Source organism: Streptomyces melanosporofaciens (assembly GCF_900105695.1).
In the GTDB taxonomy this organism is placed as follows: domain Bacteria; phylum Actinomycetota; class Actinomycetes; order Streptomycetales; family Streptomycetaceae; genus Streptomyces; species Streptomyces antimycoticus.
On record NZ_FNST01000002.1, the window covers coordinates 903,891 to 921,348 of the forward strand.

A 17,458-nucleotide genomic window follows, 5' to 3' on the forward strand; every position below is an offset into this window, starting at 1 on the left:
ACCAGCAAGCACCGGACATGAAGAGCCGGTAAAGACTTGCGCGTACCACGCCACTCTAGACGTAGCGGATACGCCGCCCGCCGCCGGGGTCCCTCGTGTTGAAGGGGCACCGCAAGGCGCCCGCAAGGCGGCCACGCCCGGCGGGCGACGGGCCGGGCACGGCTCGGAACGGCCCCTTCCGTAGGGCCCGGGACGCCATCCCGACGGACCCCGGAGGGAATGCGGCCACCTCGGAATTCGTTCCTTATCCCGTTGAGTGGAACTCGAAAAGATGACCGTTGTTCCAGGGGTAGGCTCGACATCGCCGGTGCACATACGGTCACCGGATTTCGACATTGTGGAGAGGAGCCCTGACTCAGGGTGAGCACCAAGCCGACTACCACAGACCTCGAGTGGACCGATCTGGACCGGCAGGCCGTCGACACGGCCCGGGTCCTGGCCATGGACTCCGTACAGAAGGTCGGTAACGGCCACCCTGGCACGGCCATGAGCCTCGCACCCGCCGCGTACCTGCTCTTCCAGAAGCTGATGCGGCACGACCCCTCCGACGCGAACTGGACGGGCCGCGACCGCTTCGTGCTGTCTCCGGGGCACACCAGCCTGACCCTCTACGTCCAGCTGTACCTGGCGGGCTTCGGGCTGGAGCTCGATGATCTGCGGTCGTTCCGCACCTGGGGCAGCAAGACCCCGGGCCACCCGGAGCACGGCCACACCACCGGTGTCGAGACCACCACCGGCCCCCTGGGCCAGGGCATCGCCAACGCGGTGGGCATGGCGATGGCCGCCCGCTACGAGCGTGGCCTGTTCGACCCGGAGGCGCCCGAGGGCGCCTCTCCGTTCGACCACACCATCTGGGCGATCGTCTCCGACGGCGACCTGGAGGAGGGCATCTCCGCCGAGGCGTCCTCGCTGGCCGGTCACCAGAAGCTGGGCAACATCGTCGCCCTCTACGACGACAACCACATCTCGATCGAGGGCGACACCGCGACCGCGCTCTCCGAGGACGTGCTGAAGCGCTACGAGGCGTACGGCTGGCACGTCCAGCGCATCGAGCAGGCCGAGAGCGGCGACTTCGACATCCACGCGCTGTACGCGGCGCTCAAGGCGGCGCAGGCCGAGACCGAGCGCCCCTCGATCATCGCGGCCCGCACGATCATCGCCTGGCCCGCCCCGAACGCGCAGAACACCGAGGCGTCGCACGGCTCGGCGCTGGGCGCCGACGAGGTCGCCGCCACCAAGCGCGTCCTGGGCTTCGACCCCGAGCAGCACTTCGCGGTCGCCACGGACGTCATCAACCACACCCGCGCCCTGGTCGACCGCGGCCGCGAGGCGCACGCCGCCTGGGACAAGAAGGTCCAGGAGTGGCGGAACGCCAACCCCGAGCGGGCCGCCCTGTTCGACCGGATCACCGCGGGCGAGCTGCCCGAGGGCTGGGAGTCCGTGCTGCCGGTCTTCGAGCCGGGCAAGGACGTCGCCACCCGTAAGGCGTCCGGCCAGGTGCTCAAGGCGCTCGGCGGGGTGCTGCCCGAGCTGTGGGGCGGCTCCGCCGACCTCGCGGGCTCGAACAACACCACGATCGACGCGTCCTCGTCCTTCCTCCCGAAGGGCAACCCGCTGCCGGAGGCCGACCCGTACGGCCGCACCGTGCACTTCGGCATCCGCGAGCACGCCATGGGCTCGACCATGAACGGCATCGCGCTGCACGGCAACACCCGTGTCTACGGCGGCACCTTCCTGGTCTTCTCCGACTACATGCGCCCGGCCGTCCGGCTCGCCGCGCTGATGAAGCTGCCGGTCACCTACGTGTGGACGCACGACTCCATCGGGCTCGGCGAGGACGGCCCGACCCACCAGCCGGTGGAGCACCTCTCGGTGCTGCGCGCCATCCCGGGCCTGAACGTGGTCCGCCCGGCCGACGCCAACGAGACGGCCATCGCCTGGCGCGAGATCACCCGCCGCCACAGCGAAAACCCGGCTCCGCACGGCCTCGCGCTGACCCGGCAGAACGTGCCGACCTACGAGCCCAGTGAGGACGCCGCCAAGGGCGGTTACGTCCTCTTCGAGGCCGAGGGCGGCGAGCCGCAGGTCATCCTCATCGGCACCGGCTCGGAGGTGCAGCTCGCCGTGGAGGCGCGTGAGCAGCTCCAGGCCGCCGGGATTCCGACCCGCGTCGTGTCAATGCCCTCGGTCGAGTGGTTCGAGGAGCAGGACAGGGGGTACCGGGAGACAGTGCTGCCGCCGTCCGTCACGGCCCGCGTGGCCGTCGAGGCGGGTATCGGCCTGACCTGGCACCGCTACGTCGGCGATGCCGGCCGCATCGTCTCGCTGGAGCACTTCGGCGCCTCCGCCGATTACAAGGTGCTCTTCCGGGAGTTCGGCCTCACCGCCGAGGCCGTGGTCACCGCCGCCCGCGAATCCCTCGACGCCGCAGGGCGCTGACACCCCGCAGACGACTTAGTAGCGACGAGTAGGAGAACACACCCCATGACAGACGCACTCAAGCGGCTGGCCGACGAAGGCGTCGCGATCTGGCTCGACGACCTCTCCCGCAAGAGGATCACCTCCGGCAACCTGGCCGAGCTGATCGACCAGCAGCATGTCGTAGGCGTCACCACCAACCCGTCGATCTTCCAGAAGGCGATCTCCGGCGGTGAGGGCTACCAGCAGCAGGTGGCCGACCTCGCGGTCCGCAAGCTCACCGTCGAGGAAGCCGTCCGCATGATCACCACGGCGGACGTCCGCGACGCGGCCGACATCCTCCGGCCGGTCTACGACGCGACGGGCGGCCAGGACGGCCGGGTCTCCATCGAGGTCGACCCGCGCCTGGCCCACAACACGGCCGCCACCATCGCCGAGGCCAAGCAGCTGGCCTGGCTGGTGGACCGGCCCAACACCTTCATCAAGATCCCGGCGACCGAGGCGGGGCTGCCCGCGATCACCGAGGTGATCGGCCTGGGCATCAGCGTCAATGTCACGCTGATCTTCTCCCTGGAGCGGTACCGCGCGGTCATGGACGCCTTCCTGGCCGGTCTGGAGAAGGCCAAGGCCGCGGGCCTGGACCTGCAGAAGATCCACTCGGTGGCGTCCTTCTTCGTCTCCCGCGTGGACACCGAGATCGACAAGCGCATCGACAAGCTCGGCACCGATGAGGCCAAGGCGCTGCGCGGCAAGGCCGCCGTCGCCAACGCCCGCCTCGCGTACCAGGCGTACGAGGAGGTCTTCAGCTCCGACCGCTGGGCCGCCCTGGACCGGGCGAACGCCAACAAGCAGCGTCCGCTGTGGGCCTCGACCGGCGTCAAGGACCCGGCGTACAAGGACACCATGTACGTCGTGGACCTGGTCGCCCCCGGCACCGTCAACACCATGCCGGAGGCCACCTTGGAGGCGGTCGCCGACCACGGCGAGATCAGCGGCGACACCGTGCGCGGCACCTACGAGCAGGCCAAGGCCGACATCGACGCGCTGGCCGGCATCGGGATCTCCTACGACGACGTCGTCCAGGTCCTGGAGGACGAGGGCGTCGAGAAGTTCGAGTCCTCCTGGAACGACCTGCTGAAGTCCACCGAGGCGGAGCTCAAGCGCCTCGCACCCTCGGAGGCGTGAAACCGTGACCAGCAGCAATCCGCTGCGTGACCCACGAGACCGACGGCTCCCGCGCATCGCGGGGCCGTCCGGCCTCGTGATCTTCGGCGTCACGGGCGATCTGTCCCGTAAGAAGCTGATGCCCGCCATCTACGACCTGGCCAACCGCGGGCTGCTGCCGCCGGGCTTCTCGCTGGTCGGCTTCGCCCGCCGCGACTGGGAGGACGAGGACTTCTCCCAGGTCGTGCACGACGCGGTCAAGGAGTACGCGCGGACCCCGTTCCGCGAGGAGGTCTGGCAGCAGCTGGCCGAGGGGTTCCGCTTCGTACCCGGCGCGTTCTCCGACGACGAGGCGTTCACGACCCTGCGGGCGACCATAGAGGAGCTCGACAAGGCGCGCGGCACGGGCGGAAACTTCGCCTTCTATCTGTCGGTCCCGCCGAAGTTCTTCCCCACCGTCGTCCAGCAGCTCAAGAAGCACGGGCTGTCGCAGGGCCAGGGCGACTCCTGGCGGCGCGCGGTCATCGAGAAGCCCTTCGGCCACGACCTGAAGAGCGCCCAGGAGCTCAACCAGGTCGTCCACGAGGTCTTCCGGCCCGGTGATGTCTTCCGGATCGACCACTACCTGGGCAAGGAAACGGTCCAGAACATCATGGCGCTGCGCTTCGCCAACACGATGTTCGAGCCGATCTGGAACCGGTCGTACGTCGACCATGTGCAGATCACCATGGCCGAGGACATCGGCATCGGCGGGCGCGCGGGCTACTACGACGGCATCGGCGCGGCCCGTGACGTCATCCAGAACCACCTGCTGCAGCTCCTCGCGCTGACCGCCATGGAGGAGCCCGCCTCCTTCGAGGCCTCCTCCCTGGTCACCGAGAAGCTCAAGGCGCTGCGGGCGGTCAAGCTGCCCAAGGAGCTGGGCAAGCACACGGTCCGCGGGCAGTACGCCCCCGGCTGGCAGGGCGGCCAGGAGGTGCACGGCTATCTCGAGGAGGAGGGCATCGACCCCCACTCGAAGACCGACACCTACGCCGCGATCAAGCTGGAGATCGACAACCGCCGCTGGGCGGGTGTCCCCTTCTACTTGCGCGCCGGCAAGCGGCTGGGGCGGCGGGTCACCGAGATCGCGGTGGTCTTCCAGCGCGCCCCGCACTCCCCCTTCGACGCCACCGACACCCAGGAGCTCGGGCAGAACGCCCTGGTCATCCGGGTGCAGCCGGACGAGGGCGTCACCATCCGGTTCGGCTCCAAGGTGCCCGGCACCTCCATGGAGATCCGGGACGTGACGATGGACTTCCAGTACGGCGAGTCCTTCACCGAGTCCAGCCCCGAGGCGTACGAGCGGCTGCTGCTCGATGTCCTGCTGGGCGAGGCGAACCTCTTCCCCCGCCATGAGGAGGTCGAGCAGTCCTGGCGGATCCTCGACCCGATCGAGGAGTACTGGGAGAAGCACGGCAAGCCCGAGCAGTACACGTCCGGGACCTGGGGGCCGAAAGCCGCGGACGAGATGCTCGCACGAGACGGACGGAGCTGGCGGCGGCCATGAACATCGATCTCACGGACACCACGTCCAGCCGGATCAACTCCGCTCTGATCCAGGCGCGCCGGTCCACCGGCACGCCGGCCGTGGGCATGGTGCTGACCCTCGTCATCGTCACCGACGAGGGCAATCACTACGACGCGCTGCGGGCGGCGAGCGAGGCGTCCAAGGAACACCCCTCGCGCATCCTGGTCGTCATCAAGCGTCCGGGCCGGTCGCCGCGCGACCGCAAGATGGCCCGGATGGACGCCGAGGTGCGGGTCGGCGGCGAGACCGGTACCGGCGAGACGGTGCTGCTGCGGCTGCACGGCGAACTCGCCAACCACGCCTACTCGGTGGTCCTGCCCCTGCTGCTGCCGGACGCCCCGGTGGTGGTGTGGTGGCCGGAGGACGCCCCGGAGCACCCCAGCGAGGACCTGCTCGGACAGCTGGCCCAGCGCCGGATCACCGACGCCCAGGCCACCGAGGACCCGGTCGCGGCCCTCGGGCTGCGGGCCGCGACCTACACTCCGGGCGACACCGATCTGGCCTGGACCCGGATCACCCCGTGGCGCAGCGTCCTGGCCGCCGCGCTGGACCAGCGGCACTCCCCGATCACCTCCGCGATCGTCGAGGGCGAGGCGTACAACCCGAGCAGCGAGCTGCTCGCGCTGTGGCTCGCCGAGCGGCTGGGGGTGCCGGTGAACCGGCAGGTCTCGGAGGGCCCCGGGCTCACCGCGGTGCGGCTGGAGACGGCCGACGGCGTGATCTGCCTGGACCGGGCGAACGGCTCGCTGGCCGAGCTGGCGATGCCGGGCCAGCCCGACCGGCATGTGGCGCTGCAGCGGCGTGAGGTCTCGGAGCTGATCGCCGAGGAGCTGCGCCGGCTGGACCCCGACGAGATCTACGCGTCGTCGGTGAAGTTCGGCGTGAACAAGCTGGGCAAGGGCGGCGTGGGCACGCTGGAGCGGGACGCCAAGACCGCCCCGGCGACTCAGGTGGCGCCGGGGCCGGACCGGCCGCCGCTGCCGACCCGGGACCCGGAGGGGCCGCCGGAGCACGCCCCCGGCTCGCCGAAGAACCCGCCGCAGGCACCGGCACAGCCGCCGGCTCCCAAGCCTCACCCCCCGGCGAAGGCCCAGGAGCGGAAGGCGGACGGGAAGGCGGACAAGTGACGGCACCCCAGGTGGTCGTCCACCGCGACAAGGAGCTGATGGCCCAGGCCGCGGCGGCCCGGCTGATCACGAAGATCGTGGACGCCCAGGCCGCCCGTGGCTCCGCCTCGGTCGTCCTGACCGGCGGGCGCAACGGCAACGGCCTGCTGGCCGCGCTCGCCGCCTCCCCGGCGCGCGACGCGATCGACTGGTCGCGGCTGGACCTGTGGTGGGGCGATGAGCGATTCCTGCCGGAGGGCCACTCCGACCGCAATGTCACCCAGGCCCGCGAGGCGCTGCTGGACACGGTGGACCTGGACCCGGCGCGGGTGCACCCGATGCCCGCGTCCGACGGGGCGAACGGCGGCGACGTGGATGCGGCTGCCGAGGCGTACGCCGCCGAGCTGGCCCGGGCCGCGCGGCCGGAGAACCACGGCGCGGTGCCGTCGTTCGACGTGCTGCTGCTGGGCGTCGGCCCGGACACCCATGTGGCCTCGCTCTTCCCCGAGCTGCCCGCCGTCCGGGAGACCGAGCGGATGGTGGTCGGGGTGCGTGGCGCGCCCAAACCGCCGCCCGTACGGACCTCGCTGACCCTGCCCGCGATTCGCGCGGCACGGGAGGTGTGGCTGCTGGCGGCCGGTGAGGACAAGGCGAGGGCGGTCACGATAGCCCTGTCGGGTGCCGGGGAGCTGCAGGCTCCGGCGGCGGGTGCGTACGGCCGCGGCCGTACGCTGTGGCTGCTGGACCGGGCCGCGGCGGCGGGGCTGCCGCGCGAGCTGTATCCCCCGGCGTCACCGTAATCCCTGCTCGTATCGCACACGATCCCCCGCGCGCCTCTGGTGCCCGGGGGATCGTCGCGTTTTCCCTGCTGTCCGTGCTCTTCCGTGCCTCGGGGCCTCAGCGGCCGCGCAGCGAGCGGTAGGTGGCGACCAGATGCTCGGTGGAGGTGTCCAGACCCGGCACCTCGGCGCCCTCGGTCAGGGCGGGCTCGACGCGCTTGGCGAGCACCTTGCCCAGCTCCACTCCCCACTGGTCGAAGGAGTCGATGTTCCAGACGGCGCCCTGGACGAAGACCTTGTGCTCATAGAGGGCGACCAGCTGGCCCAGCACCGACGGGGTCAGCTCGGAGGCGAGGATGGTGGTGGTGGGGCGGTTGCCCGCGAAGGTCTTGTGCGGCACCAGCTCCTCGGCCACTCCCTCGGCGGCGACCTCCTCGGAGGTCTTGCCGAAGGCCAGCGCCTGGCCCTGGGCGAAGAGGTTGGCCATCAGCAGGTCGTGGTGGGACTCCAGCCCGGGCGGCATGCCCTTCATCGGCCGGGCGAAGCCGATCAGATCGGCCGGGACCAGCTTGGTGCCCTGGTGGAGCAGCTGGTAGTAGGCGTGCTGGCCATTGGTGCCGGGGGTGCCCCAGACGATGGGGCCGGTCTGCCAGCCGACGCGGTTGCCGTCCCGGTCCACGGACTTGCCGTTGGACTCCATGTCCAGCTGCTGCAGATAATCGGTGAACTTCGACAGATAGTGGCTGTACGGCAGGACGGCATGCGCCTGGGCGTCATGGAAATTGTCGTACCAGATGCCCAATAGGCCCATCAGCAGGGGGACGTTCTCCTCCGGCGGGGCGGTGGCGAAGTGCTCGTCGACCAGATGGAAGCCGGCCAGCATCTCGCGGAAGCAGTCCGGGCCGATGGCGACCATCAGGGAAAGGCCGATGGCCGAGTCATAGGAATAGCGCCCGCCGACCCAGTCCCAGAAGCCGAACATGTTGTCGGTGTCGATGCCGAACTCGGCGACCTTCTCGGCATTGGTCGACACCGCCACGAAGTGCTTGGCGACGGCCTCCTCACCGGCCCGCAGCCCGGTCAGCAGCCAGTCGCGGGCGGAGAGGGCATTGGTGATGGTCTCGATGGTGGTGAAGGTCTTGGAGGCGACGATGAACAGCGTCTCGGCCGGGTCCAGGTCGCGCACCGCCTCATGCATATCCGCGCCGTCCACGTTGGAGACGAACCGGAATGTCATCGAGCGGTCGGAATAGGCGCGCAGCGCCTCGTACGCCATCTTCGGGCCCAGATCGGAGCCGCCGATGCCGACGTTGACGACGTTCTTGATCCGCTTGCCGGTGTGGCCGGTCCAGTCGCCGGACCTGACGCGGTCGGCGAAGACGGCCATCTTGGCGAGCACGGCGTGCACTTCGCCGACGACGTCCTCGCCGCCCAGCTTGATCTCCGCGGAGCGCGGTGCGCGCAGCGCGATATGCAGTACCGCGCGATCCTCGGTGGTATTGATCCGCTGGCCGCGGAACATGGCGTCCCGCAGCTCGGCCACCTTGGTGGCCCGCGCCAGCTCGCGCAGCAGCCGCAGAGTCTCGTCGGTCACCAGGTGCTTGGAGTAGTCGACGTGGAGATCGCCGACCTGAAGGGTGAGGCGGCGCCCGCGCTCCGGGTCGCCCTCGAACAGGTCGCGCAGATGCGCATCGCCCAGATCCTTGCGGTGTGCGGCCAGCGCATGCCACTCCGGCAGCTGGTCCAGCCTGGTGCGGCCTTCCATGGTCATCTCGGACATCAGCCCACTTCTCGTCGGTGCCTGGCCCCCGTGGCCACCAACCTAATTGATGACGGGCCGCATTCCCGGAACGAGGGCCGCCACCCCGCAGACGAAGAGCGCCGCGGCCCCCAGCGCGGGGGTGTTGAGCCCCCACGCCTCGGCCATCACCCCGCCCAGCAGCGCGCCGAGCGGGGCGCCCGCGATCGACAGGGTGCGGAAGGCTGAACTCACCCGCCCCAGCGCCCCGTCGGGGCTGCTCTGCTGCATCATCGTCACCTCGGTCACGTTCCAGACGATCCCCGCGAAGCCGAAGAGGCCCATGGCGGCGACCGCGACCGGCAGGCTCCGTATCGCCCCGAGGACGACCAGGGCGCCGATCTGCGCGGTGCCGCACACCACCAGGGCCCGGGCACGCCCCAGCTTCTCGGTGAGCCGGGCGGCCACCAGCCCCCCGATCACACTCCCGATCCCGTACACGGTGATGACGGCCGCATAGCCGGTGTTCCCCGCGCCCAGCCAGCCGGTGATGTGCAGCACCAGGGTGGCGATGAGCGCGCCGATGCCGATATTGCACAGTGTGGTGGAGGCGCACAGCGCCCGCAGCGTCCGGTCCCGCCACAGGACGGAAAGGCCCTCGGCGATATCGCGCCGCAGCGATCCGCCCGGCAGGCGCGGGGCCCGCTGAGGGGGCGTCACCCCCAGCGAGGCGACCAGCACGGCGGCGGCGAGATAGGTGACCGCGTCCGCCGCGAACGGCATCGCGGCGCCGAGACCCAGCAGCACCGGCACCAGCGGGGCGCCCACGAACCGGCCCATGACCTCCTGCCCGGTCATCAGCCGGGCGTTGGCCCTGCTCAGCGCCTCCTGCCCGACCACCGAGGGCAGCAGCGCCGTGGCGGCGTTGTCGAACAGGGTCTGCAGCGTGGTCAGGGCGAAGGCGAGGGCGAGCAGCAACCCGATGGTGGCCTGGTCCAGCCAGACCGCGACGGCGAACCCCGCCATCAGGACGGCCCGGGCGCCGTCCACCGCCCACATCGCCCGCCGCTGTTCCACCCGGTCCGCGATCGCCCCGCCGATCAGCCCGAACAGCAGCCAGGGCAGAAAGCCGCAGGCGGTCACGAGCGAGACCAGCACCGGCGAATCGGTCAGCGAGACGGCCAGCAGCGGCAGCGCCGCACCCCGCAGGGCGTCCCCGAACCGGGAGACGACCGCGGCCGCCCACAGTCGCCCGAACCCCCCGCGCCAGGCGGGCACCGCCGGCTTTCCGGCGCCCAGCTCACCGGCGTCCACCGCGGCCATGGCATCCCCCTTCGCATCCGCCCCGCCCGGCGGGACGGCTCCGACGGCTCCCCCCGGCGATTGAGCACCCCATGACCGTAGCCCGCACCACTGACAACGGCCCGGCCGCGCACCCCTCACAGGAGGTGCCCGGCCGGGCCGTCGTACCGCGTGCTGTGTCTAGATCTCGCCCCGGAGCTTGGCGAGTGCCTCGGCGAGGATCGCCTCGCCGTCGGCGTCGCTGCGCCGCTCCCGTACGTACGCCAGATGCGTCTTGTACGGCTCGGTGCGCGGCGGGTCCGGCGGGTTGTCCCGGTCCTTGCCGGCCGGGAAGCCGCAGCGGGGGCAGTCCCACGTGTCAGGGATCTGCGCATCGCTGGCGAAGCTCGGCACGGTCTCATGTCCGTTCGAGCACCAGAAGGAGATGCGCAGGCGCGGTGCCGATTCGCCTCGCTCGGCCTCTCCCATCGGCCCCGCTCCGACCCGGCTTCCACGGATCGCGTTGCCACTTGCCACGGTCGTAACTCCCTGCGTGATGGTGCCGCGAAGCCTCGATTGGCAGCTTCGCCGCCCGGCGCCCCAGTCTACGTAAGGCCCAACGCGCGTCCAGTGAGAGGAGTTACACCCGTCCCCGAGGACGCCATGCCATCATAGGCCGCATATGGGCCCCGCTGACGACGGTACGTCAGTTATCGGGCGTCGGCCGGGCCCTGAGCGGGCCCCGCCGGAGCCTCAGTCGAGCTTCATCAGCAGCCCGAGCACGACGATGCAGACGAACCACAACAGCCCGACCACCACGGTGATGCGGTCCAGGTTGCGCTCGGCGACCGAGGAGCCGCCCACCGAGGACTGCATGCCGCCACCGAACATGTCGGACAGGCCGCCGCCCTTCCCCTTGTGCATGAGCACCAACATCATCAGCAGCAGGCTGAAGATGATGAGGGCGATCGAAAACCCCATGATCACAGCTGGACCAACCTTCTCGGGCTTGTACGGACGTCGGGGGCCGGACGGTGCGATTCCCACCGCCTCGACCCCCGACAGGGTACGACGACGCGCGCGCTAGGGCCTACTCACTGGTCGCGGAAACGAACGATCTTGACGAATTCGTCCGCGTCCAGCGCCGCACCGCCGATCAGGGCACCGTCCACATCCGGCTGGGCCATGATCGCGGCGACGTTCCCGGACTTCACCGAGCCGCCGTACTGGATCCGGACCTTGTCGGCGACCTCCTGGCCGTAGAGCTCGGCCAGCCGGCCGCGGATGGCCCCGCAGACCTCCTGGGCGTCCTCGGGGGTCGCGACCTCACCGGTGCCGATCGCCCAGACCGGCTCATAGGCGATCACGATGGTCTCGGCCTGCTCGGCGGGGATGTCCTTGAGACCGCCGTCCACCTGCGCGAGGGTGTGGGCGACCTGGTTGCCCGCCTTGCGGACCTCGAGGCCCTCGCCGACGCACAGGATCGGCGTGAGGTCATGACGGAAGGCCGCCTTGACCTTGGCGTTGCACAGCTCGTCGGACTCGCCGTGGTACTGGCGCCGCTCCGAGTGCCCGACGACGGCGAAGGCGCACTTGAGCTTGGACAGCATCGGGCCGGAGATCTCGCCGGTGTAGGCACCGGAGTCCTGCGCGGAGATGTCCTGGGCGCCGTACTTGATCTTCAACTTGTCGCCATCGACCAGGGTCTGCACCGACCGCAGATCGGTGAAGGGCGGCAGCACCGCGACCTCCACGGCCTCGTAGTCCTTGTCGGCGAGTGCGAAGGCGAGCTTCTGGACGTGGGCGATGGCCTCGAGGTGGTTGAGGTTCATCTTCCAGTTGCCCGCCATCAGCGGCGTACGGTCACTCACAGTGTTCAGTCCTCCAGTGCGGCGAGGCCGGGGAGCGTCTTGCCCTCGAGGTATTCGAGGCTTGCTCCACCGCCGGTCGAGATGTGGCCGAAAGCGTTCTCGTCGAAGCCCAGGATGCGCACGGCCGCGGCGGAGTCGCCGCCGCCGACCATGGTGAAGGCCGGGCTGTCCAGGAGCGCCTGGGCCACGGCCCGGGTGCCCTCGGCGAAGTCGGGGTGCTCGAAGACGCCCATCGGGCCGTTCCAGAAGACGGTGGCCGCGTCGGCCAGCTTCGAGGCGTACAGCTTGCGGGTCTCCGGGCCGATGTCCAGCCCCTGAAGATCGGCCGGAATCGCGTCCGCGGCGATGACCTGCGGGTTCGCGGGGGCCTTGGTCTTCAGGTCCGGGAATTGGGACGCGGCCGTGACATCGACGGGGAGCACGAACTCCACACCGCGCTCCTTGGCCCGGCGCAGATAGTCCTGGACCGCCGGGACCTGGTCCTCCTGCAGCAGCGAGCCGCCGACCTCATGGCCCTGGGCCTTGAGGAAGGTGTAGGCCATGCCGCCGCCGATCAGGATGCGGTCGGCCTTCTCCAGCAGGTGGTCGATGACGCCGAGCTTGTCGGAGACCTTGGCACCGCCGAGGACGACCGCATAGGGCCGCTTGACGTCCTCGGTGAGCTTCTTCAGCACCGAGAGCTCGGCGGCGATCAGCTCGCCCGCGGCGTGCGGCAGCCGGGCCGGGAGGTCGTACACGGAGGCGTGCTTACGGTGGACCGCGCCGAAGCCGTCGCCCACATAGAGGTCGGCGAGGGCGGCGAGCCGGTCGGCGAAGGCGCCGCGCTCGGCGTCGTCCTTACTGGTCTCACCGGCGTTGAAGCGCAGGTTCTCCAGCAGCGCGACCTCGCCGTCGCCGAGCGCCGCCACGGTCGCCTGAGCGCTCTCGTCCACGGTGTCGGTCGCGAAGGCGACCTGCTTGCCGAGGAGTTCGCCGAGCCGCCGGGCGACCGGGGCGAGCGAGTACTGGGGGTCCGGGGCGCCCTTGGGGCGGCCCAGGTGCGAGGCGACGATCACCTTGGCGCCCCGGTCCAGGAGCTTGTTGATCGTCGGGACGGCGGCGCGGATCCGGCCGTCGTCGGTGATCGTCTCGCCGTCGAGCGGGACATTCAGATCGACGCGGACGAAGACCCGCTGCCCGGCGACCTGAAGATCGTCAATCGTCTTCACAGGGATGACTCCTTGATCATGGATCGGGGCCCGCTACGACGCCGTCGTAGCGGGCCCCATTCCTAGCTCATCGGGACGGCGGTCAGAGCCGCTCGCCGACGAAGACGGTCAGGTCGACGAGGCGGTTGGAGTAGCCCCACTCGTTGTCGTACCAGCCGACGACCTTGACCTGCTTGCCCTGGACCATGGTCAGGGAGGAGTCGAAGGTGCAGGACGCGGGCCAGTTGACGATGTCCGAGGAGACGATCGGGTCCTCGGTGTACTCCAGGATGCCCTTGAGCTGACCCTCGGCGGCCTTCTGGAAGGCGGTGTTGATCTCGTCCTTGGTGACCTCGCGGTCGAGCTCCAGGACGAGGTCGGTGACCGAGCCGGTCGGGACCGGGACGCGCATCGCGATGCCGTCCAGCTTGCCCTTGAGCTGCGGCAGGACCAGCGCGGTGGCCTTGGCGGCACCGGTGGAGGTCGGAATGATGTTCTCCGCCGCCGCGCGGGCGCGACGCAGGTCCTTGTGCGGGAAGTCCAGGATGCGCTGGTCGTTGGTGTACGCGTGGACCGTCGTCATCATGCCCTTGACGATGCCGAAGTTCTCGTCGAGGACCTTGGCCATCGGCGCCACACAGTTGGTGGTGCAGGAGGCGTTGGAGATGACGTGCTGGTTCGCCGGGTCGTACTTGTCGTTGTTGACGCCCATCACGATCGTGATGTCCTCGTCCTTGGCGGGCGCGGAGATCAGGACCTTCTTGGCGCCGGCTGCGAGGTGCTTGGCGGCGTCCTCGCGCTTGGTGAAGATGCCGGTGGACTCCACCACGATGTCGGCGCCGAGCTCGCCCCACGGAAGGGCCGCCGGGTCGCGCTCGGCCATCGTCTTGAAGGTCTGGTTGCCCACCGTGATGGTGTCCTCAGTGTGGCTGACCTCGTGCTTCAGCCGGCCGAGGATGGTGTCGTACTTCAGCAGGTGCACCAGGGTGGCGTTATCGGTCAGGTCGTTGACACCGACGATCTCGATGTCCGCGCCCTGCTCAAGGAGCGCGCGGAAGTAGTTGCGACCGATGCGGCCAAAGCCGTTGATGCCTACGCGGATCGTCACGAACCGATCTCCTCGTTGGTGTGCCGGTCTGGACGCCGGCGAACGTATATGGGATGTCCCCGACCGCCTCCGACCCTACCGCTATCACGGGACGTACGTGACATTGGCATCGGCGGCCCATGACCACCGGAAAGTGGTACGGACCGCCGATTCAGTCACGATTTGTCACGCGCTGTCAACGACGCAGCGCACGTAGCGCGTCGGCCACCAGCCGGGCCCTCTGGGCGGCGTCCGGGACATGCTCCAGGCCGAAGCCCAGCAGCACGGTGTCCCGGGTGGTGACGCCCGCGACGGTGTGGAAGAGCTCCCGGGAGCGGGACCAGTCCCCCGAGTTCGCCGGGCTGCCCTCCGGCGCCCCCGAGACCGTCCAGGGGCCGAGCGCGGTCTCGAAGCCCTCGGAGTCCTTGGCGGTGCCGCCGACGGTGAACTCGGTGCCGTCCACGAAGGCGCCCCGGCCGCCGGTGCCCGGGTCGGTGACGTACGAGAGGGCCAGCTCGACCTTCTTGCCCGCGTAGCCGCTCAGGTCCACGGAGACCGGCCGCCACCCCTCGGAGGAGCCGGTCAGGCTGTTCCAGGCTCCGGTGCTGCCCTGCGCGCTGCAGCCGTCGTCGCCGGGGGTCAGGTAGTGCTTCAGGAACGGGTGCAGATTGAGCAGGAAGCCCGCCTCGCACTCGGTGGGCACCTCGGTGGAGGAACCGCCGTTCGCGTCGGGGAGGGTGGTCCAGTCGTCCTGGCCCGCGGTGTGCGCCTCGATGACCACATGGTCGTAGCCGGGCTCGGTGTCATAGCTGAGTTGGAAGCCCAGGGCCGGTTTGTCGGCGGCGGCCACACCGGTCAGGTCGACCGTACGGGACAGCCGCATCCAGGAGTTGTCACGGTGGCCCGCGGCCGCCATCCAGTCACCCTCATAGGGCTGGTACGGGGTGCGCGTGCCCGGGTACTCCCCCGCGCCCGCGCTGTGGAACTGGGGGAAGTCCTTCGGCGGCAGCACATCGGAGGTGACCGTGTAGGCGCCCGCGGCGTCCAGGGGGTTGCCGGGGGCGTCGCCGAGGTTCGCGCCGGTGCCCGCGAGCGCGCCGGCGCCCTGGAAGGCGGTGGGCGACTTCAGGGTGAGCCGGCTGTCGGCGCCCAGGTAGTACTGGCTGAAGTCGTCGGTGTCCGCCGGTCCCACCTCGGAGCTGCCGCCCGCCCGTTCACCGGTGGTGATCAGCTTGCCGCCCTCGTTGAGGAAGTCGCGCACCGCGAGCAGGGTCGGACCGCCGGGCCGTTCGGCGCCGGTGTACCAGAGCACGGTCTTGAAGTGGCTCAGCACTCCGAGCGCGGACGGCGCCCCCTGGGCGGCCACGTCCCAGACGGCGGCCTTACGGCCGTTGTCGGCCAGCGCCCCGGTGTACGCGGCGGTGTGCCGGGCCGGGGAGCTGCCGCCCTCCTCGGCGATCACCAGCGTGTCGGCGCGGGGCCGCTTGGCCACGGTGTAGGTGAACGGCTCGCCGACGGTCCGCTTGCCGCTCTTCGTACGGCCGGTGAACCAGACCTTGACCTGCTGCCCGGGGTCCGCGCCCTTGACGGCGGCGCGGTACTGGTCGAAGAGGACGTTGTCCTCGCCGCCGTAGGTCTCGCCGCCCTTCCACGCCTTCAGCGAGGCGGTGCGGGTGCGGCCGCCGTCCACGCGGTAGTTGAGCTTCTTGTCGCGAACACTCTTGCGGACGGTGACGGCGACGGCCTGGTCGCCGCCGCGGGCGTAGGACGTGGTGAAGGTGTCCGGGGTGAAGTCGGGCGCGGTCAGGCCGACGGACGAGGCCGGCCGGTCGGGGTGTTCGGCGGTCTCGGCGACGGAGAGCGCGAAGGGGATGTTCTTGGTGAACTCCTGCGCGATCAGTTTCTCGTCGTCGGGGAAGGTGAAGACGGACGCGCAGTCACGCGGCTGCCAGGCGTCGTTCGGGTCGACGCCGGAGGCGGTCTGACATGTCGACATCTCCGGGGTGAACATCATCATCCCGTTGACGTTCGCCGCATGGCCGTCGGCCTCGCCGTTGGTGGTGTACAGCTCGGAGGAGACCTGCGGGTGGTAGCCGGGGATCGCGGAGTGCTCCGGGGTGCCGGCCAGGGACTTGTAGAGGACGTCGTCGGGGGTCGGGGTGGCGACCTGCCAGCCGACGCCGTAGAGCAGCAGTTCGGCGGCCGAGTGGTAGTTGATGCCGTAGGTGAAGCCGACGCGCTTCTCGAAGGCGTCCAGCGCCTTGGTCTCCGGCTCGGAGCCCGGGGCGGGGCCGCGGTAGGTCTCGTCGGCCGGATCGGCGGACGAACCCTCGTTGTCGTAGCCCCACTTGTAGGCGAAGTTGCGGTTGAGGTCGACGCCGTCGCCCGCGGTGATCTTGCCGTCGCCGTTGTTGTCGCGCAGGTTCTTGCGCCACTGGCGGTTGTCCGGGCTCTGATGCGTGTAGTCGTAGCCGTCCGGGTTGGCGGACAGGACGAACCACAGTTCGGTACGGTCCACGATCCGGGTGACGCGGTCGTCCTTGCCGTAGTTGTCGAGGTAGTAGTGCATCAGCCGGCGGGTCATCTCCGGCGTGATCCACTCACGGGCGTGCTGATTGGACATGTACAGCACCGACGGCTTGCTGCCGTCGCGGGTCTTCCCGGCGCCCTTGCTCAGCTTGAGGGCGAGGATGTCCTTGCCGCGGCCGGTCTTGCCGATGCTGACGACCTTGGTGAGGCCGGGGTGGGCCCGGCCGGTCTCGACGATCTCCTGCTGGAGCCCGCCCTCGCCGCTGTAGGGGCGGAAGACGCCGTCGCCCGCGGCCTTCAGGCGGTTGCCGGTCCAGGCGGAGATCTTCTTCTCGGTGAGCCGCACGCCCTTGCCGCGCAGTGCGGCGGCCTGCTTCCCGGTGAGGTAGAGCTCGACCGGGCCGGTGCCCTTCTCGGGCACCTGCCGCCCCAGTTCGGTGCCGTCCGCTCCGGCGCGCAGCAGCAGCGGAATCTGACCCTTGGTGACCTGGGCGGTCCATACGGACAGCCCGTCGCCGGCGGGGTTCGCCGGCCGTTGTGCGGGGGCCGCGGGTGTCGCGGCCAGTCCCCCCAGGAGCAACGCGGCCAGTGCCACCACCGCGCCGCTCGATCTCACCGTGCGTCTGAGCTTCATCAGCCCCCCTGGCTGTCGTGTGAAGACCCGCGGGTGCGCAGGCGCACCAGACTTGTCAGGACACATGGTCATGTCAACAGCGGCGCGCGGAACC

At 70.1% G+C, this 17,458-nt stretch carries 13 protein-coding genes; 5 read left to right on the forward strand and 8 right to left on the reverse strand.

All coding sequences use genetic code 11. The annotated features are described in order from the left end of the window. Nucleotides 1-360 precede the first annotated feature (360 nt). From tkt to pgl, 5 genes are read left to right on the forward strand one after another with little or no spacing between them, the layout of a single operon-like run. A complete protein-coding gene (tkt, locus tag BLV72_RS06665) occupies nucleotides 361-2,439 on the forward strand; it encodes a transketolase (RefSeq protein WP_093460906.1) in 2,079 nt (692 codons plus the stop codon). Between the two features lie 45 nt (nucleotides 2,440-2,484). After that, entirely contained in the window at nucleotides 2,485-3,603 is a 1,119-nt protein-coding gene (gene tal, locus BLV72_RS06670) for a transaldolase (protein WP_093460908.1), read from the forward strand. A gap of 4 nt (nucleotides 3,604-3,607) precedes the next feature. Further along, nucleotides 3,608-5,131 (forward strand): glucose-6-phosphate dehydrogenase, encoded by a 1,524-nt coding sequence (gene zwf / locus BLV72_RS06675; protein ID WP_093460909.1) that lies wholly within the window; start codon nucleotides 3,608-3,610, stop codon nucleotides 5,129-5,131. Next, a complete protein-coding gene (gene opcA / locus BLV72_RS06680) occupies nucleotides 5,128-6,279 on the forward strand; it encodes a glucose-6-phosphate dehydrogenase assembly protein OpcA (RefSeq protein ID WP_093460911.1) in 1,152 nt (383 codons plus the stop codon). The genes zwf and opcA overlap by 4 nt, the downstream gene beginning before the upstream one ends. After that, nucleotides 6,276-7,058: a 6-phosphogluconolactonase gene (pgl, locus tag BLV72_RS06685; protein WP_093460912.1), complete on the forward strand. Its 783-nt coding sequence runs from the start codon at nucleotides 6,276-6,278 to the stop codon at nucleotides 7,056-7,058. Before opcA ends, pgl begins: the two co-directional genes overlap by 4 nt. A gap of 97 nt (nucleotides 7,059-7,155) precedes the next feature. Here pgl and pgi read toward each other — a convergent pair whose 3' ends face one another. The 8 genes from pgi to BLV72_RS06725 all read right to left on the reverse strand — a co-directional run bounded on the left by pgi (nucleotide 7,156) and on the right by BLV72_RS06725 (nucleotide 17,364). Further along, entirely contained in the window at nucleotides 7,156-8,808 is a 1,653-nt protein-coding gene (gene pgi, locus BLV72_RS06690) for a glucose-6-phosphate isomerase (RefSeq protein WP_093470213.1), read from the reverse strand. A 51-nt stretch (nucleotides 8,809-8,859) separates the two neighbouring features. Beyond that, on the reverse strand, nucleotides 8,860-10,098 hold the full coding sequence (locus BLV72_RS06695) for an MFS transporter (protein WP_093460914.1): 1,239 nt from the start codon (nucleotides 10,096-10,098) through the stop codon (nucleotides 8,860-8,862). Between the two features lie 159 nt (nucleotides 10,099-10,257). Then, nucleotides 10,258-10,593 (reverse strand): RNA polymerase-binding protein RbpA, encoded by a 336-nt coding sequence (locus tag BLV72_RS06700; protein ID WP_009718803.1) that lies wholly within the window; start codon nucleotides 10,591-10,593, stop codon nucleotides 10,258-10,260. 216 nt (nucleotides 10,594-10,809) lie between these two features. Further along, nucleotides 10,810-11,037 (reverse strand): preprotein translocase subunit SecG, encoded by a 228-nt coding sequence (secG, locus tag BLV72_RS06705; protein ID WP_014059875.1) that lies wholly within the window; start codon nucleotides 11,035-11,037, stop codon nucleotides 10,810-10,812. A gap of 113 nt (nucleotides 11,038-11,150) precedes the next feature. Further along, nucleotides 11,151-11,927 (reverse strand): triose-phosphate isomerase, encoded by a 777-nt coding sequence (gene tpiA / locus BLV72_RS06710; RefSeq protein WP_093460915.1) that lies wholly within the window; start codon nucleotides 11,925-11,927, stop codon nucleotides 11,151-11,153. 5 nt (nucleotides 11,928-11,932) lie between these two features. Next, nucleotides 11,933-13,135, reverse strand: a complete 1,203-nt coding sequence (locus BLV72_RS06715) for a phosphoglycerate kinase (protein ID WP_093460917.1) — start codon at nucleotides 13,133-13,135, stop codon at nucleotides 11,933-11,935. An 82-nt stretch (nucleotides 13,136-13,217) separates the two neighbouring features. Then, entirely contained in the window at nucleotides 13,218-14,222 is a 1,005-nt protein-coding gene (gene gap / locus BLV72_RS06720; RefSeq protein ID WP_059144928.1) for a type I glyceraldehyde-3-phosphate dehydrogenase, read from the reverse strand. 175 nt (nucleotides 14,223-14,397) lie between these two features. Continuing rightward, nucleotides 14,398-17,364: a M14 family metallopeptidase gene (locus tag BLV72_RS06725; RefSeq protein ID WP_093460918.1), complete on the reverse strand. Its 2,967-nt coding sequence runs from the start codon at nucleotides 17,362-17,364 to the stop codon at nucleotides 14,398-14,400. Between the last annotated feature and the right edge of the window lie 94 nt (nucleotides 17,365-17,458).